Annotated in this window: 16 protein-coding genes; 9 read left to right on the top strand and 7 right to left on the bottom strand. The window is 70.9% G+C overall.

The features are described 5' to 3' along the window. Window positions 1-86: 86 nt before the first annotated feature. Window positions 87-3,011 (bottom strand): AfsR/SARP family transcriptional regulator, encoded by a 2,925-nt coding sequence (locus AQJ54_RS20010; RefSeq protein ID WP_282959635.1) that lies wholly within the window; start codon window positions 3,009-3,011, stop codon window positions 87-89. A gap of 418 nt (window positions 3,012-3,429) precedes the next feature. Between AQJ54_RS20010 and AQJ54_RS20005 the strand changes: the two genes are divergently transcribed. The 7 genes from AQJ54_RS20005 (at window position 3,430) to AQJ54_RS19975 (ending at window position 13,177) form a co-directional block, all read left to right on the top strand. Further along, complete coding sequence (locus AQJ54_RS20005; RefSeq protein WP_062239208.1) at window positions 3,430-5,766, top strand: ATP-binding protein; 2,337 nt, start codon at window positions 3,430-3,432, stop codon at window positions 5,764-5,766. 267 nt (window positions 5,767-6,033) lie between these two features. Further along, complete coding sequence (locus AQJ54_RS20000) at window positions 6,034-7,296, top strand: cytochrome P450 (RefSeq protein WP_062019693.1); 1,263 nt, start codon at window positions 6,034-6,036, stop codon at window positions 7,294-7,296. A gap of 29 nt (window positions 7,297-7,325) precedes the next feature. Beyond that, on the top strand, window positions 7,326-8,996 hold the full coding sequence (locus AQJ54_RS19995) for an FAD-binding oxidoreductase (RefSeq protein WP_062239206.1): 1,671 nt from the start codon (window positions 7,326-7,328) through the stop codon (window positions 8,994-8,996). A gap of 10 nt (window positions 8,997-9,006) precedes the next feature. Next, window positions 9,007-10,362 (top strand): crotonyl-CoA carboxylase/reductase, encoded by a 1,356-nt coding sequence (ccrA, locus tag AQJ54_RS19990; RefSeq protein ID WP_062240430.1) that lies wholly within the window; start codon window positions 9,007-9,009, stop codon window positions 10,360-10,362. Between the two features lie 43 nt (window positions 10,363-10,405). Continuing rightward, window positions 10,406-11,512 (top strand): 3-oxoacyl-ACP synthase III family protein, encoded by a 1,107-nt coding sequence (locus AQJ54_RS19985; protein WP_248845396.1) that lies wholly within the window; start codon window positions 10,406-10,408, stop codon window positions 11,510-11,512. Continuing rightward, window positions 11,509-12,381, top strand: a complete 873-nt coding sequence (locus AQJ54_RS19980) for a 3-hydroxybutyryl-CoA dehydrogenase (protein WP_062019687.1) — start codon at window positions 11,509-11,511, stop codon at window positions 12,379-12,381. Before AQJ54_RS19985 ends, AQJ54_RS19980 begins: the two co-directional genes overlap by 4 nt. A gap of 16 nt (window positions 12,382-12,397) precedes the next feature. Beyond that, window positions 12,398-13,177, top strand: a complete 780-nt coding sequence (locus tag AQJ54_RS19975) for a thioesterase II family protein (RefSeq protein WP_062239203.1) — start codon at window positions 12,398-12,400, stop codon at window positions 13,175-13,177. Between the two features lie 22 nt (window positions 13,178-13,199). Here the strand turns inward: AQJ54_RS19975 and AQJ54_RS19970 are convergent, their stop codons facing one another. Both AQJ54_RS19970 and AQJ54_RS19965 read right to left on the bottom strand, forming a co-directional pair. After that, on the bottom strand, window positions 13,200-13,784 hold the full coding sequence (locus AQJ54_RS19970; RefSeq protein WP_062240426.1) for a TerD family protein: 585 nt from the start codon (window positions 13,782-13,784) through the stop codon (window positions 13,200-13,202). Between the two features lie 761 nt (window positions 13,785-14,545). Beyond that, window positions 14,546-15,121, bottom strand: coding sequence for a TerD family protein (locus AQJ54_RS19965; RefSeq protein WP_062239200.1), 576 nt, complete (start codon window positions 15,119-15,121; stop codon window positions 14,546-14,548). A 212-nt stretch (window positions 15,122-15,333) separates the two neighbouring features. On the opposite strand from AQJ54_RS19965, the gene AQJ54_RS19960 reads away from it, so the two are divergent. Further along, window positions 15,334-15,723, top strand: coding sequence for a BlaI/MecI/CopY family transcriptional regulator (locus tag AQJ54_RS19960; protein ID WP_062239197.1), 390 nt, complete (start codon window positions 15,334-15,336; stop codon window positions 15,721-15,723). Window positions 15,724-15,729: 6 nt separating this feature from the next. Then, window positions 15,730-16,662, top strand: a complete 933-nt coding sequence (locus AQJ54_RS19955) for a M56 family metallopeptidase (RefSeq protein WP_062239194.1) — start codon at window positions 15,730-15,732, stop codon at window positions 16,660-16,662. An 80-nt stretch (window positions 16,663-16,742) separates the two neighbouring features. On the opposite strand, the gene AQJ54_RS19950 is transcribed toward AQJ54_RS19955, so the two are convergent. The 4 genes from AQJ54_RS19950 to AQJ54_RS19935 all read right to left on the bottom strand — a co-directional run bounded on the left by AQJ54_RS19950 (window position 16,743) and on the right by AQJ54_RS19935 (window position 19,374). Then, the gene (locus AQJ54_RS19950) at window positions 16,743-17,198 is read right to left on the bottom strand and encodes a tellurite resistance TerB family protein (protein ID WP_062019677.1); all 456 of its coding nucleotides are present in this window, start codon (window positions 17,196-17,198) and stop codon (window positions 16,743-16,745) included. A gap of 158 nt (window positions 17,199-17,356) precedes the next feature. After that, window positions 17,357-18,388 (bottom strand): sporulation protein, encoded by a 1,032-nt coding sequence (locus AQJ54_RS19945; protein WP_062240422.1) that lies wholly within the window; start codon window positions 18,386-18,388, stop codon window positions 17,357-17,359. A 336-nt stretch (window positions 18,389-18,724) separates the two neighbouring features. Next, a complete protein-coding gene (locus AQJ54_RS19940) occupies window positions 18,725-18,931 on the bottom strand; it encodes a twin-arginine translocase TatA/TatE family subunit (protein ID WP_248845395.1) in 207 nt (68 codons plus the stop codon). A gap of 152 nt (window positions 18,932-19,083) precedes the next feature. Continuing rightward, window positions 19,084-19,374, bottom strand: a complete 291-nt coding sequence (locus tag AQJ54_RS19935) for an SCO0607 family lipoprotein (RefSeq protein WP_062239191.1) — start codon at window positions 19,372-19,374, stop codon at window positions 19,084-19,086. Window positions 19,375-19,596 lie beyond the last annotated feature (222 nt).

The following is a 19,596-nucleotide window of genomic DNA, read 5'->3' as shown; positions in this document are numbered from 1 at the left end:
AGCATGGGCTTCAGTCCTTGCCGGGGGCTCGCGGGGCGGCTTGCGGTCCGCTGGCGCAAGACCTTGCGGACGGCTTGCGCGGTGGGTCAGTGCGGCGCGGGACGCGACGCGATCGCTCGCACCTCGTCGAGCTGGCGGCGCACCAGGCTCGCGTCGGGATGCCGCAGGGTGTCGAGGATGCGCAGTGCGCGTTCCCACGACCTTGCAGCCAGGTCGCTCTCGCCGCGGGCGGAGTGGGCCTGCCCGATGTGGACGAGGACGTCCGCCTCCAGGTAGCGGTCCTTCAGCTCGCGGTAGACGGTCAGCGCCCGCTGGTAGTGCTTCAGCGCGTGGTCGTACTCGCCCAGGTGGTGGTGGGCGTAGCCGAGACTGTCCAGCGCGGCTGCCTCGCCGCTCAAGTCGCCCGCGCTGTTGCACAGTTCGATGGCGCGGGCGCAGTGGTCGAGTGCCGCGCGGTGGTCGCTCTTGAGGATCAGGGTCCAGCCGATCTCGTTGAACACACTGCCCTGGCCGACGGTGTCCCCGGCGCGCCGGTACAGCGGGAGTGCGCGGTCGTAGTGGTCGAGGGCCTGGTCGTGTCGCCCGGCGGCGTTGGCGCGGAAGGCGAGGGAGCGATGGGTTGCGGCCTGGCCGCGTGGGTCGTCCGCCGCGGTGAACAGGCCGAGCGCGCGCAGGAGATGGGTGCGTGCCTCGTCGTGCTGCCCGAGCCTCCCGTGGGCGAAGCCCAGTGCCCGGTGGGCGTGTGCGGCGGCGGACGGGTCGCCCTGTGTCTCGGCGCTCAGCAGACAGATCCGCTGGAGTGCCAGTTGCTGCTCCCAATGGGCGAGCCGGTCCAGGTGGCGTTCCAGGGCCAGCCCCAACTGGCAGACGTGGGCGTGCAGTCCGTGTGTCGCGGCCTGGTCTACGACCTGGAGCAGGACGGGCAGCAGCTGCTGGTCCAGCCAGTCGGCGGCCCTCTCGTGGTCGGGTGGCGTCTGCACGGTCGTGCCTGGCTGGAGGGGCGGCAGCGGCCATGCTTCGGTCCGGTGCGGGGCCAGCCGTGTCGCCGCCGCGAGAGCGGTGTGGACGTAGTGGTCCAGCATGCGCTGCACGGACAGCTCGCGTCGGTCGTCGGGGTCGGTGGTGCGCAGGAGTTCCCGGGCGTACGCGCCGAGCAGGTCGTGCAGTACGTACAGGTCCGGGGCCTGCTCGGTCAGCAGATGGGCGCGGACGAGCTCGGAGAGGAGCTCGCGGGTCGGTTCCAGGGCTGTCCCGGCCAGGCTGGCGGCGGTGCTCGCGGCGATGACGGGCCCGGGGTGGAGGGCCAGCAGCCGGAACATCCTGGCCGTGGCGGGGGCGAGCTTGCGGTAGGACCAGGAGAAGACGCTGCGGATGTCGGCGTTGGGGTCGGTGTCGGTGAACGCGTCGAGGGCGGCGGGCCGCCCGCGGAACTCGCTTGCTATGGAGGTGAGTCGGCGATCCGGGAACAGTGCGGCCTGGGCGCCGGCGATGGCCAGCGCGAGGGGCAGCCGGGCGCAGTGCGCGGCGATCTCGTCGACGGCCGCGGGTTCAGCGTCGGTCCTGCGGGTGCCGAGGCGGCGTACGAGGGCCTGCCGGGCCTCGTCCGGGTTCAGCTCGGTCAGCATCAGCGGGTGGGCGCCGTCGGTGGCGACGAGGCCGCTGAGCCGGTCGCGGCTGGTGACGAGGACGAGGGTGCCTGGGGCGCCGGCCAGCAGCGGGCGTACGTGGTCGGAGTCGGCAACGTTGTCGAGCACGATCAGCAGCCGGAGGCCGGCCGCGGTGCTGCGGTACAGGCCGAGCTGGGCGTCCTGGCCCGGCGGGATGTCCCGGGCCGGGACGCCGAGCGCGGTGAGGAAGGTCCGTCGGGCCTCGCTGGGGGTGACCTGGGCGCCACCTGGGTCGAAGCCGCGCATGTTGAGATACAGCTGCCCGTCGGGAAACCGGTGGGCCACGCGGTGGGCCCAGTGCACGGCGAGCGTGGTCTTGCCGACCCCTGCCATGCCGACGATGGCGCCGATCGCCACGGTAGGGCGGGGGTGTGCCCGGTCGGGTGCGGTGTCTGTCTCGGTGGCCAGGTCGGCGGGGAACAGTTCGTCCAGCCGGGCCAGTTCGGCTGTGCGTCCCGCGAAAACCGTGAGATCCGGGGGGAGTTGGGCGGGTCGCACGGGGTGCGGCCGTTGGTCCGCGTGCTGATGCGGTGGCTTGGGCGGGGCGGCGGCGGGATGGAGTGCTCCTGGCGTGTCCCGGCGCAGTATCTCCTGGTAGACGGACTGGAGTTCGGGTCCGGGGGCGATGCCGAGCTGTTCGTCCAGGCGGGTGCGGACCTGGTGGTAGGCCTGGAGTGCCTCGGCCTGGCGGCCGGTCGAGGCGAGGCTCTGCACGAGGTGTGCCTGGAGCACCTCGTCGAGCGGATGCTGTGCGGCGGCGGGCTGGAGGATGTCGAGAATGGACGCCTGTTCGCCGAGGGTGGTGGCGAGGGCCGCGGCATCCTTCACCGCGGCCAGGTACTCGCTGTCGACCGCCACGAAGTACGGGTGCTGCGCGATGTGCGGCGGGATCCCGGCAGCCGTAGGGCCCCGGGACAGGCCTAACGCGCGGCTGAGCAGCCGGAGGCGCTCGGTCGTCGCGCCGGGGCCGGCCGTCTCCTCGGCCGCCTCGCGCAGTTCGCGGAACCTCAGCAGGTCGAGGGTGGTGGGGAAGGCGTCCAGTCGGTAACCGCCCGAGACGCGTACCAGTCGGGTCGCGGACGACCTGTCGGCGCCCGCGCCCGAGCGGGTGCCGAACTGGCTCTCCAGCAGTCTGCGGATGGCGGCGGCGTGGCGGTAGACGACGTTCGCGGCGCTGCTCGGTGGTGCGTCGCCCCACAGGACGTCGATGATCGTGCTCAGGCTCGTCGGCTGACCCGACCGGACCAGGAGCAGGGCGAGCAGGGCTTGCCGCTTGGCCGGCCCCAGGTCGAGTTCTTCGTCGTCATGCCAAGCCCGCAGGGGCCCCATTACGGTCAACCACACGAATCCGAGAATAGTCGAAGTCCGAACGTCGGCTTGTCCGGCTTCTCTTTTCGCCACTGGTCGGAGGGGGCGGTCCGCGGAACGGAGTGCCAGGGCGGCAACGAGACACGTGGTGGCTGAATGCAATCGGTCTCGAGGTGCGTCACATTTTCGGCACAGTGCCTGTTCTACGATCTCGCGGCAGCACGGTATCCAGGTGGTCGGCGGGGGGATCGGAGGCTTGAGTCCGAGAATGAAAATAGGAGTTCGGACGGTTGATTCGTTACTTGCAAACTCCCGCGCAAACATCGGGGAAAGAACCGGTAGAGGGCCGGACAACCACTTCTTGGGCGAGTGGCCGAAAGCTATCCTTCGTAATCCCTTCTGATGTGTGAAACCGCTCTGTTCAACAGCCTCCTCCTGCGACCAAAGGAAGCGCATGTCGGATGTGTTCACGGGTATGACTCCGGAGCGGACAAGCGGCGAGAAGGAGACCGGGAGCATCCCGCCGTGGGAGTTGCGCGTCTTCGGATCGCTGACCGCACTGCACGCCGGACGCTCCCTTCCGCTGGGGCCGCTGCGTCACCGCGCCCTGCTGGGCCTGTTGCTGGTGCGCCTCGGCAACGTCGTCGCGACCGGGCAGCTGGTCGACGAACTGTGGGCCGGTCGGCCGCCCCGCCGTCCCATCGCCACACTCCAGACCTATGTGTCGCATCTGCGCCGCGCGCTGGCGTCGGGCGGTGAACAGGGCCGTGCCGAGGCCCGGGTCCGCCACCGCTCGCCGGGCTACGTCCTGGAGATCGACCCCGAACTCGTGGACGTCCACCGCTTCGAGACCCTGGTCGACCGGGGCCGGCGCGACCTGACCCACCAGCGCTTCCGCAGCGCCCGCGACGAACTCACCCGGGCGCTCGCCCTGTGGCGCGGCGACCCCTATCTCGAGCTCACCTCGTACGGGCCGATCGCCGACGAGAACGAACGGCTGGAGCAACTGCGGCTGACCGCGGTCGAGACAAGGGCCGGTGCCTGCCTGGCCATCGGCGAGGCGGACTCCGTCGTCACCACGCTGTACCCGGAAGTGCAGCGCAACCCGACCCGCGAGCGCTGTGTGGGCCACCTGATGAGTGGCTTATACCTCCTGGGGCGCCAAGCGGAGTCCTTACGCCTCTACGAGCAGACCCGCCGCCACCTTGCCGAGGAACTCGGTGTCGACCCGGGCGCCGAACTCCAGCGCGTGCACTCCGACATACTGAACCAGCGCCTCCCCGTCAGCGAGCCGCCGCTGTCGGCCGGATCCTGCGTGACAACCGATCGCAGCGCGGCCCCGGCCTCACCGCCACCCGCCGAGACGCCTGCGAACCCCCCGGAACCCGCACCGGCCCCCTCGGCCGACGTTCCCACGCCCCTGCCCGAACGACGTCTCCGCAGGCCCCGCCGACCTGTGTTCGGCGGTGGCACGGTCGACAGGAGCGGCTCCCGAACACTTCGCCCGCCCCGGGGCGCCCGGAGCCGGGGAGCCCTCGTGGGCCGGGACCGTGAACTAGCCGTCCTCGGTGGCCATGTGCTCGACGCCCTGGAAGGCGGCAGCCATCTGACCGCCGTGCTGGGGGAGTTAGGGGTCGGCAAGACCGAGTTGGTGCAGGAACTGGCCCGCGGGTTGCAGGAGTTGCTCCAGGAGGTGGTCTGGGGCCGCTGTACCGCAGGTGAGGGTGTTCCCGCGTACTGGGTGTGGGCGCAGATCTTCCGGCAGCTCGCGGTCTCACGCCCTGAGGCGTTCCGCAAGGCCGAGGCCCGCTTCGGCAGCCTGCTGGCCCCGCTGATCCTCACCCCCGAGTCGGGCCTGCGGACGGTGAACAGCGACGCTCCCTCGGCGCGCGCCCGTTTCCTCACCCAGGACGCCATGTGCGAGACCCTGCTCTCGCTCGCCGCCGACGACCCCCTGGTCGTCGTGCTCGAAGATCTCGACCAGGCCGACGAGTCCTCCCTGGAACTGCTCGGACTGCTGCGCACCCGGCTGCACTGCGAACCGCTGAGCATCGTCGTCACCGCCGACGACACCGCGGTCGCCGCTGACTTCATGGGCGGGAACGCGGTCGCGGAAGCACTCGGGGACTCACGGACTCGCAGTGTGCGGCTCGGGGGACTGTCCCCCTGGGACACCCGCGAACTCGTGGCGGGGCACACCGCCGCAGACGTGCCCGACGACGTGCTCGGGCTGCTGCACGGCCGCAGCCGCGGCAACCCGTACTTCCTGCACCAGTTCATCGCGGCCGTCGGCGACCCCGGTCTGCTGGGGGACCGTACGGCCGTCCAGAACGCCCTCGCCGACGTGCCGCTCGGCGTCCGGCAGGCACTCGGACGGCGCCTTGCGGGGCTGCCGGGGCCGGTGCTCGACGTCCTGCGCTGCTGCTCCACGCTCGGCTCCGCCTTTGCATTCGACCTGGTCGACGACGTGATGGGCGCCCGCACCGACGTGGAGTCGGCCATCGGGACGGCGACCCGGTGCGGGCTGCTCCGTCGTGCGGCGCAGCCCCCCTTTCTGCTCTCCTTCCACGACGAACTCGTCCAGGAGGTCCTGCTCGGCGAACTGAGCGGCTGCGACCGCGCCCGGCTGCGCGAGAGCGTGGCGCGGGCGCTGGGACAACGGCGCGCGGCGCCGCACGGTGAGCAGGAGCAGCGCCGGGACCGCGTCCGCCGGACGACCCGGCTCCTCGCCGCGCCAGGCACGCCGAACAGCGCCCGCGTCCCGGCACCCGCGCCGCCGCATTCTGCCTGAGCAGCTGCCTGAGGAGGCGGCCGCGAAGCCGCATTCGCCCGGGGGAGGGGCCCGCACCGCCGGGCACCTCGCCCGAGGGAGGCGCCCGCACCGGCCCGCGCGCCCGCACCAGCCTGCGCGCCCGCGCCCCCCGAGCAGGCGAACGCCCCGCCGCAAGGAAGCGGCAAGCGATCCGACAAGGCCCCGGCAGGGGGCCCGTCGCATGCTCGGCGGCGATGTCCGCACGTCGTGGCCCCACACGTGCCGCTTCCCGCCCAGGAGGAGACCTTGGCAACCGCCGCGTCCCGGCAGTTCGACACCGCCGACATATCGTCCATCCAGTTCTGGTCGCAGCCCCCCGCCGCCTGGGACGACACCTTCCGGACCCTGCGCGACACCCGCCCGGTCTCCTGGCACAAGGCACCCGAGGGAAGCCTGCTGCCCACCCCGCCCGACGACGGATTCTGGGCCGTGGTCCGGCACGCCGACATCGTCGCCGTCAGCAGCCAACCCGACCTTTACATCTCCAGCAAGGGCGTGCAGTTCGAGGAACTGCCCGACGACATCCTCCAGGCGACCCAGTCGATCGTCGCCCTGGACGCACCGCGCCATCTGAAGCTGCGCAGTCTCGTCTCGTCCGCGTTCAGCCCGGCCCGCATGGAGCAGATGCGCGCGTCGATGGCTGCCGAAGTCGAGCGCATCGTCGAGGACTTCGCGACGGCCGGCGAATGCGACTTCGTCGCGAAGGTGTCGATGCCCATGGCCCGCTGGACGATGACCTACATGCTGGGTCTGGAGACGGCCGAGATCGACCGCTTCACCGAGGCGATCAGCATCATGCTCTCCAGCCGCGACGAGGCGGAGAAACTCGGCAAGGACCGCGCCGAGTTGGTCAACGAGGTCGTCGGCCTGGTGTCCGGCACCGCCGTGGAGATGGCCAAGGCCCGCCGCGCCGATCCGCAGGACGACGTGATGACCGACCTCGTGCAGGCCAGGGTCGACGGCGAGGGCCTGACCGACGCCGAGATCAGCGCCTTCTTCCTGCTGCTCATCGGCGCGGGCTTCGACACCCCCCGGCAGACCATCAGCCACGCCGGCAAGGCGCTCTCCGACTTTCCCGCCCAACGCGCCCTGCTCGCCGCCGACTTCGACGCCCGCTCCGGCAAGGCCGTGGAGGAACTGCTGCGCTGGGCGACCCCCGTCCTCACTCTGCGCCGCACCGCAAGCCGCGACACCGAGCTGAACGGCCAGAAGATCAGCGCCGGTGACAAGGTCGCCCTGTTCTACCCGTCGGGCAACCGCGACGAACGCGTCTTCACCGACCCGAACACCCTCGACCTCGCCCGCACCCCCAACCGGCACATCAGCTTCGGCGGCGGCGGGCCGCACCACTGCCTCGGCAGCGTCCTGGCCCGGATGGAACTGCGCATGCTGCTCGGCGAACTCCTGCGCCGTGTACCGGACTTCGAGATCGGTGAGCCGGTCCGGGTGACCAGCAACTTCGTCAGCGCGATCACCAGCATGCCCGCCGTGGCCGGCCCGCGTCGCTGACCGCAACCATCCAGGAAGAGAGAGGCCGCATGCCGGAGCTGGACCGCAGAAGACTGCTCGAATACGCGATCGCGGGGGTGACCGTGACAGGAACGACAGCGGCGGCCGGCGGGAGCGGCACCGCACACGCCGCGACCGCCGAGGACACCACGAGCAGCAAGGGCACCACGAGCGCTGGTCACAGCACACGCGCCCCGATCGTCGTCACCCCGCAGGACGGCCGTTACGACGACATGACCACCGGCTACAACAAACGCTGGGTCGGCCGGCCCGAGCAGATCCGGGTGATCCGCAGCACCGCGGACGCCGTCGCCGCCGTCCAGGAGGCGGTCACCGACGGCAAGCGGCTCTCGGTGCGCAGCGGCGGCGGCTGCTTCGAGGACTTCGTCTACAACCCCGAGATCGAGACCGTCCTCGACCTGTCGACCCTGGACAAGGTCTTCTACGACGAGTCCCGCCGCGCCTTCTGCGTGGAGCCGGGCGCCATCCTCCTCAACGTGTACGACACCCTCTACCGCGGCTGGGGTGTCACCCTCCCCGGTGGCCTGTGCTACTCGGTGGGGATGGGCGGCCACGCCTGCGGCGGCGGATACGGGCTGCTGTCACGCCAGTTCGGCCTCGTCGTCGACCACCTGCACGCCGTGGAGGTCGTGGTCGTCGACGCGGCCGGCCGGGCCAGGGCTGTCGTCGCGACCAACGATCCGAACGACCCGCACCACGACCTGTGGTGGGCGCACACCGGAGGCGGCGGCGGCAACTTCGGTGTGGTGACGCGCTATTGGTTCCGCAGTCCCGACGCGACCGGCACCGATCCGGACACCCTGCTGCCCGCCCCGCCGTCCCACGTCCTGCTCAACATCGTCGCCATCCCATGGAGTTCCGTCGACGAGGCCGACTTCGGGCGGCTGCTGCGCAACTTCTGCGCCTGGCAGCAGGCCCACAGCGCGCCCGGGGCGCCGGAGAACGCACTGTCCAGCCTGTTCGGCCTGAACCACATCGCGGCAGGCGTCCTGACCCTCATCACCCAGGTGGACGCCGACGCCCCCGACGCCGAGGCGATCCTGGCCGACCACCTGACCGCGATCGGCGCCGGCACCGCCCAGGCCGTCCGCGACAGCCTGGCCGCCGCACCCACCAAGGTCACCTGGGGCCAGGCCACCCGCTTCATCTCCACCTCGAATTACGCGGCCCCCGCCGTCCGGGTCAAAGCCCGGTCCGCCTACCTCAAGGGCAACTTCACCACCGAGCAGGCCGCGGTCATCCACCGCCATCTGACCTCGTCCGACTACAGCAACCCGGGCGCCTCACTGATCCTCTTCCCCTACGGCGGAGAGATCGGCACGGTCGCCTCCGACGCCACCGCGATCCCGCAACGCGACTCGTTCGTCAAGATGCAGTACCAGGCCTGGTGGGTCGACCCGGCCACCGACGACCAGCACATCTCCTGGGTCCGGAGCATGTACCGCGAGGTCTACGCCGACACCGGGGGAGTGCCTGTGCCCGACGGCACCTGGGACGGCTGCTACATCAACTACGTCGACGCCGACATGGCCGATCCCGCCCAGAACACGTCGGGGGTGCCGTGGTCGACCTTCTACTACAAGGACAACTACCCCCGGCTCCAGCGCGCCAAGGCTGCGTACGACCCGCGCAACGTGTTCCGGCACGCGCTGTCCATCGAACCGCCCGAAGGTGAATGAGGTGCCCGAGATGTCGCTGTCCGATGCCGTGCTGTCCGGGGCCTCCCCCGAAGAACTCCAACGCGCCCCGCTGCCCCGCCACTTCACCGCTGCTCACCTGCGGGTCGAGGACGAGGACGTCTTCCGTGACTGCCCCGAGGGCGCCGACAAGGACGTCCGGCGCACCCTGCGGGTGGGTGAGGTCCCGATGCCCGAGCTGGCACCCGACGAGGTGCTCATCGCGGTCATGGCCAGCTCCGTCAACTACAACACCGTCTGGTCCGCCAAGTTCGAGCCCCTGTCCACCTTCCGCTTCCTGCGCCACTACGGCCGTCAGGGCGGTTGGGCGGCCCGGCACGACCAGCCCTTCCACGTCCTCGGCTCGGACGGCTCCGGCGTCATCGTGCGCGTGGGCACCGGAGTGCGCCGCTGGCGCGTCGGCGACCACGTGATCGTCAGCCCGGCCCACGTCGACGACCAGGAACCTGCCACCCAGTCCGACGGGATGCTCAGCGAGCACCAGCTCGCGTGGGGCTTCGAGACCAACTACGGCGGTCTCGCCCACTACGCCGTCGCCCGGGCCAGCCAACTCGTCTCCAAACCGCCCCACTTGACCTGGGAGGAGGGTGCGAGCATCCCCGTCTGCGGCGGCACGGCCTACCGGATGCTCGTCAGCGACCGGGGCGCCCGGATGAAGCAGGGCGACATCGTGCTGATCTGGGGCGCGTCCGGCGGACTGGGCGCGTATGCCGCCCAGTTGGTGAAGAACGGCGGCGGGATCGCCGTGGGCGTCGTCGGCTCCGAGTCGAAGGTGGAGATCGCCCGCAGACTCGGCTGCGATGTGGTGATCAACCGCGAGGAGATCGGCATCACGGACGACACCGGCAACGATCCCGAACTCGCCATCAGGGCCGGCAAACGGCTCGGCGCGATCATCCGGAGCGAGCTGGGGGCGGACCCGCACATCGCCTTCGAGCACGTGGGACGCGCCACCTTCGGCATCTCCGTGTTCGTGGTCCGACGCGGCGGCGCCGTGGTCACCTGCGGGTCCAGCACCGGATACCACCACGAGTTCGACAACCGCTACCTGTGGATGAAGCTGAAGCGGATCATCGGCAGCCATATCGCCAACCTCCAGGAAATGGTCGAGTGCGCCCGCCTGTTCGAGCGCGGCCAGATCGCCCCGGTCGTCTCCGAGGTGCACCCGCTGGCCGAGGTCGCCGAGGCCACCCGGCGCGTCCAGCTCAACCAGCACATCGGCAAGGTCGGCGTCCTGTGCCTGGCCCCCGAGCCCGGCCTCGGTGTCACCGCACCCGAACTGCGCGCCCGTATCGGCGAGGACACCCTCAATCCGCTGCGCCCGTTCACCCCGGCAGCCGTCCGATGACGTACAGGGCTGCGAGCGGCGCGACACCCGAAGGGAACCGCACATGAATCCGGACACGGCTGGGGCGAGCACCGGGCCCTGTGGCATAGGCATCCTCGCGACCGGCTCCTACCTGCCCGAACGCGTGGTCACCAACGAGGACATCGCCCGGATCGTCCCCCGCACCGACGCGGAGTGGATCACCCGCAAGACCAAGATCGTCTCCCGTCGCTTCGTCGCCCCCGACGAGGCCGCCTCCGATCTCGCCGTCCACGCCTCGCGCGCCGCACTCGAGGCGGCGGGCCTCGACGCGGGCGAGATCGACTACCTCATCGTCTCCACCACCACCGGCGACGCGCCCATCCCCGCCACCGCCGCCCTGGTGCAGCACGCCCTCGGCGCACACCGGGCCGGCTGCTTCGACGTGAACATCGCCTGCTCCGGCTTCGTCACCGCCCTCGCCCTGGCCCGCGCCCTGATCACGCTGCGCCCCGCCGCCAAGGCCCTGGTGATCGGTACCGACGTGTACTCGCGGTTCGTCGACTTCGAGGACCGCGCCACCAGCGTCCTGTTCGGCGACGGCGCCGGAGCCGCCGTGGTCGCCGCCGTCGACGAGGAGAGCGGGTTCCTCGACCTCGACATGGTGGGCGGCGGCGACGCCCACGAACTGATCTGGCTGCCCGGCGGCGGCAGCCGCCGCCCCGCCTCCGCCGAGACCCTCGCCGACCGCGCGCACCTCCTGCACATGCAGGGCCGCCAGGTCCGCGACTACGTCCTCGACAACGTCCCCGGCATCATCGCCGACCTGCTGGACCGGTGCGACTGCAAGGCCGCGGACGTGGACCACTTCATGCCGCACCAGGCCAACGGCACGATGGTGGCCGAACTCGTCGACGCCTGCGGTCTCACCGCCGCCGCCACCCACCTTCCGCTCGACCACACCGGCAACACCGGCAGCGCCTCCGTGGCCATCGCCCTCGACGAGGCCAACCGCTCCGGCCTGATCGCCGCGGGCGACCTCGTGCTGCTCGCCGGATTCGGCGCCGGCATGGCCGTCGCCGCGGGCCTGCTGCGCTGGTCGGCACCGGCACCGGCACCGGCACCGGCACCGGCACCGGCACCGGCACCGGCACCGGCCCTGGCCTCGGCCACCGCGCGAGCCGCCGTATGAGCGCCCGTCGGGTCGGCGTCGTCGGGGGCGGCACCATGGGCGCCGGTATCGCCGCCGAGTGCCTGCGCAGCGGACTCGACGTCCACGTCCTGGGCACCGGGCCCGCCTCCGCCGAGCGCGCCCGCACCCGGGTCCTGCGGCTCCTCGACCGCGCCCTCGCCAAGGGACACCTCGACGAACGGCAACGGGCGGCCGCCGAGACCCGCGCCCGATTCGGCCACGACACCGACGAGCTGGCAGATCGTCAGTTCGTCATCGAGGCCGTCCCCGAGGACCGCGAGGCGAAGCTGCGCCTGTTCACCACCCTCGCCAAGACCGTCGAGGAGCCCCACGCCGTGCTCGCCTCGACGACCTCCAGTCTGTCCATCACAGACCTCGGCAACGCCACCAGCAGGCCAGGCAACGTGATCGGCCTGCACTTCTTCAACCCGGTGCCCGCCATGCCCCTGGTCGAGGTCATCCGCTCCCTGCACACCAGCGACCGCACCGCCCAGGACGCCGAGACCTTCGTGACCGACGTACTGGGCAAGGAGACCGTCCGCGCCGAGGACCGCTGCGGCTTCGTCGTCAACGCGCTCCTCATCCCGTATCTGCTTTCCGCCGTGCGCATGTACGAGTCGGGCGTGGCCACCCCCGAGGACATCGACCGCGGCATGGCCCTCGGCTGCGGCCACCCCATGGGCCCGCTCGCCGTGCTCGACCTCATCGGCCTCGACACCATCGCCGATGTCGCGCGCACGATGGAGCGCCGCACCGGCGACCCCCACCACGCCGTCCCGCCCCTGCTGGACCGTCTGATCGAGGAGGGCCGGCTCGGCCGCAAGTCGGGACGGGGCTTCCACCGCTACGACACCCAGGCCGCGCGATGACCCTCTACGGAGCCTCATGACCGAGCCCCAGAGCACCCTGTGGATACGGCGATTCCAGCCGCGCCCCGCCGCACCGGTCCGGCTGGTCTGCCTGCCCCACGCCGGCGGCTCGGCAACGTTCTTCGCGGGGCTGCCGAGCCTGCTGGGCGCCGGGGTGGAGGTGCTGGCCGTGCAGTACCCCGGGCGCCAGGACCGTCGTAACGAACCGTTCGTGGACAGTCTGGCCGAGCTCACGGGCGCGGTCGTCGACGAGCTGCTGCCCTGGACCGACCGGCCGCTCGCCCTGTTCGGCCACAGCCTGGGAGCCGTGCTCGCCTTCGAGGTCGCCCGTGGCCTGACGGCGGCCGGGCACGTCCCGGCCGCCCTGTTCGTCTCCGGAAGGAGGGCGCCCTCCCGGCAACGGCCTGGATACGCACACCAGTTGGACGACGACGGCCTGCTCCGGGAGATCCGCCGGCTCAGCGGCACCGACGACCGGGTCTTCGCCGACGAGGAACTCGTCCGCATGGTGCTGCCCGCTATCCGCGCCGACTACCGGATCGTCGAGAACTACCGTTACGAGCCCGGCCCGCCCCTGGACTGCCCGCTGACGGTGTTCACCGGCACCGACGACCCGAAGGTCTCCGCCGCCGAAGCCGCCGCCTGGGGCGAGCACACGTCGGACACCTTCGGCCTGCACACCCTGCCCGGCGGCCACTTCTTCCTCACCGCGCACCAGGAGCGACTGACCGAGGAGATCACGAAGGTGCTGCTCTCCATTGCTGTCCGTCGTGGAGACGCCGCCGGCAGGCCGTGAGGAAGTCAGAAGGGCCCGTGCTCTAGAGGTACGGCGTGATGGTGGGCAGCAGGTCCTGGAAGGTACGGCCGGTGGACGGTTCGCCGATCGCCTGCATCTGCCAGCCACCCGGACCGCGCCGGACCTTCGCCATGATCTGCGCGGTGTGCCGCCCGCCGCCGGTGAGGGTGTAACGGGCGAGTTCGGTGCCGTTCGTCTCGTCGACGAGGCGGCAGAAGGCGTTCTGGACCTCGGCGAAGGTCTGGCCGGTGAACGAGTTCACGGTGAAGACGATCTGGTCGACATGGGTGGGTACGCGGGTCAGGTCGACGAGGATCGACTCGTCGTCCCCACCGGTGCCGGCGCCGCCGGTGAGGTTGTCGCCGGTGTGCCGGACGGAGCCGTCGTCGCTGGTCAGGTGCTGGAAGAAGACGACGTCCACGGGCTTGCCGCCGGCGAAGAGGATCGCGGAGGCGTCCAGGTCGATCTCACCTCCGCCGGTGAGCTTGGCGAGGAACCCCTTGCGGGGCGCGGCCTGCCAGCCCAGGCCCATGCGGACGGTGGTGAGGGCGTTGCCGTCGGCCTTCTGGAGACTGATCTGCTGGCCCTTGTTCAGGTTGATCGACATGCGGGAGCCTCTCGCGTGGTGGGGCGGGGATTGTCGGCGGGCGTGGGGGAGGTCGTCTTCGGTCGGTGGCGCCGGGCCGGGTGCTGCCGGGCCCAAATTGGTCTCACTCAGGTAGTGACGCAGGCGAGGCAGCATTCCCTGCGCCAGGAGCGCCCGTTGCCACTCCAGCCGCGCTTGTTCCACGCGGGCGGGTCGTGCGGGTCCGCCCTGTCGCCGTACCGCCTGGGTCAGCACGGCGACGAGGGCGATGAGTGCGCTCACGGCCCCGATCAGCGCCAGGATCCAGCCCGCGGTGACCAGCGACGCGGCCAAGGAGCGTCGTGCGTCGGCCAGTCGGAGCGCGTAGCCGAGCACGAGCAGCGCGGCGGCGGCCGTCGCCGCGACGGCCGGGGTCAGGACGGCCAGGGCCGACAGCACACTGCTGCTCGCCGGGCGGTCGTCGCCGCTCTCGTGGGCCGGGGCGTGCAGGGCGAGATAGGTCGCGTACTCGTCCTGTGACGCCGCCGCTATCTCGTCGGCGTCCGTGAGCGCGCGCAAACGCAGCCGGGCGGACGTCCGGCCGGTGGGATCGGCGCCGAGGGCGGAGCGGATGTCAGGGGTGTTGAGCGCCAGGTGCAGGACGGCCTCGAAGTCGGGCCGGTCCTGGTGGCGCAGACGGAACGGCACGGTCACCGGGGCCTCCTGGCGAGGGGGACGGCGTGTCGCGCGCGGCGCCGGGTCCGCATCCGCAGGCAGGAACCCGGCGCCGGGGCGGACCCGCCTCAGACGTTCACGCCGAAGTCGGCGGCGATACCGGCGAGCCCGGAGGCGTACCCCTGCCCGACCGCCCGGAACTTCCACTCGGTGCCGTTGCGGTAGAGCTCGCCGAAGACCATCGCGGTCTCGGTGGAGGCGTCCTCGGACAGGTCGTAGCGGGCGAGTTCGGAGCCGCCGGCCTGGTTGACGACGCGGATGAAGGCGTTGCGGATCTGTCCGAAGCTCTGCGCCCGGGCCTCGGCGTCGTGGATCGACACCGGGAAGACGATCCGCTCGATCTCGGCGGGTACGGCGGACAGGTTCACCTTGATGCTCTCGTCGTCGCCCTCGCCCTCACCCGTGAGGTTGTCACCGGTGTGCTCGACCGAACCGTCCGGGCTGGTCAGGTTGTTGTAGAAGACGAAGTGCTGATCGGAGACGACCTTGCCGGAGGCGTTCAGCAGCAGCGCGGAGGCGTCGAGGTCGAAGTCGGCGCCGGTGGTGCTGCGCACGTCCCAGCCCAGGCCGACCAGAACGGCGCTGAGGCCCGGGGCCTCCTTGCTCAGCGAGACGTTGCCACCCTTGGACAGGGAAACACCCATGGTTCATTCCTCCACGCATGGTCGGTACGAGTCCGCGTCACGGACCCCGAGTTTGAATCTACAACACTGTAGAAATTTGGGCGGGTGGGGTTCCGGCCGACCCGCAACTGTCGTGCGCGAGAGGGCCGGTGGGGCGTCGATAAGATGTCTGGTCGGACAGCGTGAGGGATGGCGAGAGGGCTGGCGCTAGGGATGCGGAGAGGAGGCAGGGCGTGACGGAACACCGGAGCGGTCCCCGGCGCCGGGGGCAGGGGGAGCTGGAGGTGCAGGTCCTGTCGGCCCTGCGGGAGGCGGACGGACCGGCGACCGCCGGCTGGGTGCAGGAGCGCCTTGGCGCCGACCTCGCCTATACGACGGTCATCACGATCCTGACCCGGCTGCTGGCCAAGGGTGTGGTGACCCGGGAGCGGGCGGGCCGCTCCTTCGCCTGGACGCCCTCCTCCGACGAGGCCGGCCTCGCGGCGCACCGGATGCGCCGGGTGCTGGACGCCGAGAGCGACCGGGAGGCGGTGCTGGCCAGCTTCGTCACCAGCCTCGGCCCGGACGACGAGCGTCTGCTGCGGGAACTGCTGGGTCAGGCGCGGGCCGAAGGGGAAGACTGAGGCCTCATGGGGGTGTTCGTCTTTCTGCCGCTGGTCCTGCCGCTCACCGCGTGGCCGGTGGCCCGCCTGGCCGAGCAGCATCTGCATCCACGCATCGCGACCAGGCTGCTGACCGCCCTGTCGGCTGCGATGGCGCTGTGCAGCACGCTGTGTCTCGGGCTGGTGATGGTGGTCGGCACCGCCCAACTGCCCGGCAATCCGCTCCCCGACGGCTGGTCCGACCCCGAGGTCCGCGCGGCCGTGCCGTTCGACGAGGTGGCGGGCAAGGTCGCCATCCCGGCGCTGCTCGCCGTATTGGCCGCCTGCGGGCGGGCGCTGTGGCGACACGGCCGGGTACGGCGCCGGGCGCACCGGGCGCTGGCAGGGCTCCCGGACACCGGGGTGGCCGTCCTGCCCGATGGTGTCCCGTACGCGTATGCGCTGCCCGGTGGCCGCCGGGACCGGGTGGTGGTGACCACCGCCCTGCTGGAGTGTCTGGAACCGGCCGAGCGCCGGGCCCTGTTCGCGCACGAGCGTGCCCACCTCGCCGCACGTCATCACCGCTTCCTCCTCGCGGTCCAACTCGCCTCGCTCGCCAACCCGTTGCTGCGTCCCCTGCGGACGGCGGTGTCGTACACGGCGGAGCGGTGGGCGGACGAGGAAGCGGCGCAGGCGGTCGGCAGCCGCCGTACGGTGGCGCGAGCGATCGGCAAGGCGGCCCTGGTCTCCCGTGGTGCTCCGTCGCTCACGCTCGCCGGGTTCGCCGCGCCGGGGCCGGTGCCACGCCGGGTGGCGGCCCTGCTCGCCCCCGCACCCGTCGTGCGCAGCTGGCCGTCGGTGTTCACGGAGATGGGGCCGGCGGCCTGGAGCGCGGCCGCGGGCACGGCGGTCTCCGCCATGTCGTCCGCGAACTCCGCGGTGACCATGCTCTTCATCCTGCACGCCGCGACGCCGCTGTGAACGAGACGGTCTGCCGATGAGCGCGGGGTGCCGGGCGGCTTGCTGACGGCCCGCCCGGCACCCCGCGCGCCGTGTGTCGGTCAGAGGTCGAACTCGTGCGGCGGCAGATCGAGTGCGAAGCACGCCTCGCGGACCACGGCCTGCTCGTCCTTGTCGAAGTCCCCGTCGGCGCCGCCGATGATGACGCCGATCTGGATGACCGCGCGTGCCTCGGCGGGCTTCTTCTTGGCCTTGGCGATCTCCTGGAGCACGCTGACCTTGCCGAAGTCGAAGTCGGTCGTCAGCTTGGTCAGATTGTCCTCGAAGCGGCGCCGCAGGTCATCGGCGGGGAAGTTCTGAAGCACCTCGTTGGTGGAGATCAGCTGGGCCACCCGCTGCCGCTCGGACGGGTCGACGGTGCCGTCGGCGGCGGCGACCAGGGCGCACATGGCCATGCTGGCGTCGCGGAAGGCGCCGCTCTTGAGGTCGTTCTTCTTCGCCATCAGCTGGGTCTGCATCGTGGAGGCGGATTCCTTGAGGCGGTCCCACAGGGCCATGAGAACTCCATAGTTCGGTCGGGAGCCGGTCCACCGGTCGGTGAACCACATGAATATCTACAGCAATGTAGAAAATCGCGGTGGGTCCGACAAGTTCCCGCTGTGTCCATGGAGTTCGCTCGGGTGCGGATGGCCCTGTGGGGCGTGCCGGCGACCGGTCAGTCCTCGTCGCCCCCCTCTTCCCCCTCTTCCTCCTCGCCCTCGAAGAAGTCCCCGATCTCGTCGACCACTTCGGCCGCGACCATCCCGCCGACCACCCCCACGGCCAAGCCCGCCGCGCCCGCGGCGATCGCGGTGCCCACGCCGGGTCCGGAACGGCGGCCGTCGTCGTTGTGCTCGCCGCCGCCGTAGTGACCGCCGTGTCCATGGCCGTGGGCGTACGGGTCGTGGCCGTGGACGGCCTGTGAGCCGTACGCGGCCCGGTGCTCCACCAGTTGGCGGATCCAGCCGTCGACGACCGTGTTCCAGTCCTGGTGGTCGACACCCTCGTGGGAGACGCTGAACCTGGTCACCGCGTCGTGGCCGGAGGAGAACGGGCCGCCGCGCTTGTCCCCCTCCAAAACGACCTCCATCCCGCCCGGACCCGCCAGGAACGTCACCTCGATCTCGTTGACCAGGTGGGCGTACTGCGGCGCCGGAGTGAGCTCGATCTCCTGGTAGAAGGGCAGACGCTGGCCGGTGCCGCCGATTTGCCCGTACTCGAGGTCGGTCGACCTGAACCCGAGGCCGAGCTGCCCGAGCGCCTCCAGGATCGCCTCCTGGGCCGGCAGCGGAGCGATGTTCAGCGGGTCCAGGTCGCCCTTGTCCTTCGCGCCGGCCACGGCCAGTTCGGTCCGCACGCCGAGCACGATGCCCAGACCCTGCCCGTACAGCTCGGTGATCGGCGACTCCCAGGGGAGCGCCACGGCGAACGGAACGCTGTGCGGTTCACCCGCCGCCAGCCGAAAGCCGCCGCCGACGATGAACCGGTCGAAGACGACGACGCCCTCGCTCTCGCCGTCCTCGTGCTCCGCCTCGACCCGCGCCACCAGCTCCAGGCCGATGTGCTCGATGTCGAAGTCGGCGTCACCGCCCCTGAGATGGACCTGCCCGGTCAGTGCCGAGCCGGGTCGACCGGCACCCAGATCGAGAACCGTGTCCACCGTGGGCCCGCCCACTCCGAGCGACCCGAGCAGCCTTTTGAACACCATCGTGGCGTCCACTCCTTATGCGTGTGTTCCTATGAGGCCCTTCCTGTGCGGACCTTCTACAGGTGCGTAGAAGTTTAGGCGTCCAGTAAGCGCGGAGGGGTGAGGTCCGCGGGGGTGGGGCGGGAACGGCCGAAAATGGCTTCTGGGTCTGGCTGGAGGGTTGTCGACCTCTTCATGGCAGGGGCTGAGCGGCGCCGAACTCCCTTCCTACCTTTATCTCGCAGCGCATCCGCACGCTCCGCCGGGCGCTGACCTCCGGTGGCCGCACCCAGCCTCGCGTACCCTCTCCGGCCGGAGCGGGCTGACGCGCGGGCGGGCGGGCGTCCGGCCGGGACCTCAGGGGCGGTCCTGCTCCTTGAGTGCCTTCGCCTCGCTCTTGAAGATCCGTGCGGCCTTGCCCGCCGACCGTGTCAGCTCGGGCAGTTTCTTGATCCCTACGACCACAACGACGACGAGCAGGATCAAGGCCAGTTCACTCAAACCGAACATCAGGTCCGCCCTTCCGGTGGGGCCATCGGCCGATACGGCGAACCGGCGGCGCACGGCAACTACAGTGCTGTAGAAGCATCCCCTGGAGGGCGATCACCCAACAAGCCCGTCTTCGGGCCGAGTTGGCCGGATGTCGTCCACGTTGTCGTTGAGTGCTGTCGACTCGCCGCTGAGCGCTCCGCGGTCGGAGCCGCTGGTGGCCGGGGTCAGCGCGGAGGCGAGACGTCGATGATCTTGCCCTTCTCGTCGAGTGTGTGGGTCTCCCAGTACACGTCCCACTTGTCGCCCACTTCCTGCGGCACCTTGCCCTCGGGGTATCTCGCGTACCCGGCGTCGGGCTTCTCCCCGTCCGGCACGCACGCGGAGCCGGTCCCGCCCACGGACAGCACGGGGTACTCGCCGCTGCTGCAGATGTTCTCCTTGTACTCCCAGCCCGCGCAGCCCGTGAGCGAGAGCAATGCTGCCGCGCCTGCCAACGCGGTGCCGATGCGGGCCATTTGAGGCCGCAGGCTGGAGTTGGTCAGGCTTTCGCTGCGAGGCGTGGTCACGGCGTGCTCCCTCTCGTTGTCCGGTGTGCCTCCACTCTCGTCGCCGGACAGCCACCGCCTCCTGAGTACCCGTACTCAAAGGCAACCGCGCGGATGCTCAACGTTCCTGGGTGCTTGATCGAAGGACGGTTCTGAACAGCTCTGGTGTCCGCTCGGTGCAACGGCGGCATA

Origin of the sequence: Streptomyces griseorubiginosus (assembly GCF_001514195.1) — a bacterium.
Lineage (GTDB): Bacteria > Actinomycetota > Actinomycetes > Streptomycetales > Streptomycetaceae > Streptomyces > Streptomyces griseorubiginosus.
The sequence above is the reverse complement of the archived record's forward strand: the minus strand, read 5'-3'. Positions and strand labels throughout refer to the sequence as shown.

What these genes read in the sequence shown, in the direction of transcription:
- AQJ54_RS20005 (WP_062239208.1), top strand. Translation starts at nt 3,430, where the DNA reads ATGTCGGATGTGTTCACGGGTATGACTCCGGAGCGGACAAGCGGCGAG.
- AQJ54_RS19995 (WP_062239206.1), top strand. Translation starts at nt 7,326, where the DNA reads ATGCCGGAGCTGGACCGCAGAAGACTGCTCGAATACGCGATCGCGGGG.
- ccrA (WP_062240430.1), top strand. Translation starts at nt 9,007, where the DNA reads ATGTCGCTGTCCGATGCCGTGCTGTCCGGGGCCTCCCCCGAAGAACTC.
- AQJ54_RS19985 (WP_248845396.1), top strand. Translation starts at nt 10,406, where the DNA reads ATGAATCCGGACACGGCTGGGGCGAGCACCGGGCCCTGTGGCATAGGC.
- AQJ54_RS19980 (WP_062019687.1), top strand. Translation starts at nt 11,509, where the DNA reads ATGAGCGCCCGTCGGGTCGGCGTCGTCGGGGGCGGCACCATGGGCGCC.
- AQJ54_RS19975 (WP_062239203.1), top strand. Translation starts at nt 12,398, where the DNA reads ATGACCGAGCCCCAGAGCACCCTGTGGATACGGCGATTCCAGCCGCGC.
- AQJ54_RS19970 (WP_062240426.1), bottom strand. Translation starts at nt 13,784, where the DNA reads ATGTCGATCAACCTGAACAAGGGCCAGCAGATCAGTCTCCAGAAGGCC.
- AQJ54_RS19965 (WP_062239200.1), bottom strand. Translation starts at nt 15,121, where the DNA reads ATGGGTGTTTCCCTGTCCAAGGGTGGCAACGTCTCGCTGAGCAAGGAG.
- AQJ54_RS19955 (WP_062239194.1), top strand. Translation starts at nt 15,730, where the DNA reads ATGGGGGTGTTCGTCTTTCTGCCGCTGGTCCTGCCGCTCACCGCGTGG.
- AQJ54_RS19950 (WP_062019677.1), bottom strand. Translation starts at nt 17,198, where the DNA reads ATGGCCCTGTGGGACCGCCTCAAGGAATCCGCCTCCACGATGCAGACC.
- AQJ54_RS19945 (WP_062240422.1), bottom strand. Translation starts at nt 18,388, where the DNA reads ATGGTGTTCAAAAGGCTGCTCGGGTCGCTCGGAGTGGGCGGGCCCACG.
- AQJ54_RS19935 (WP_062239191.1), bottom strand. Translation starts at nt 19,374, where the DNA reads ATGGCCCGCATCGGCACCGCGTTGGCAGGCGCGGCAGCATTGCTCTCG.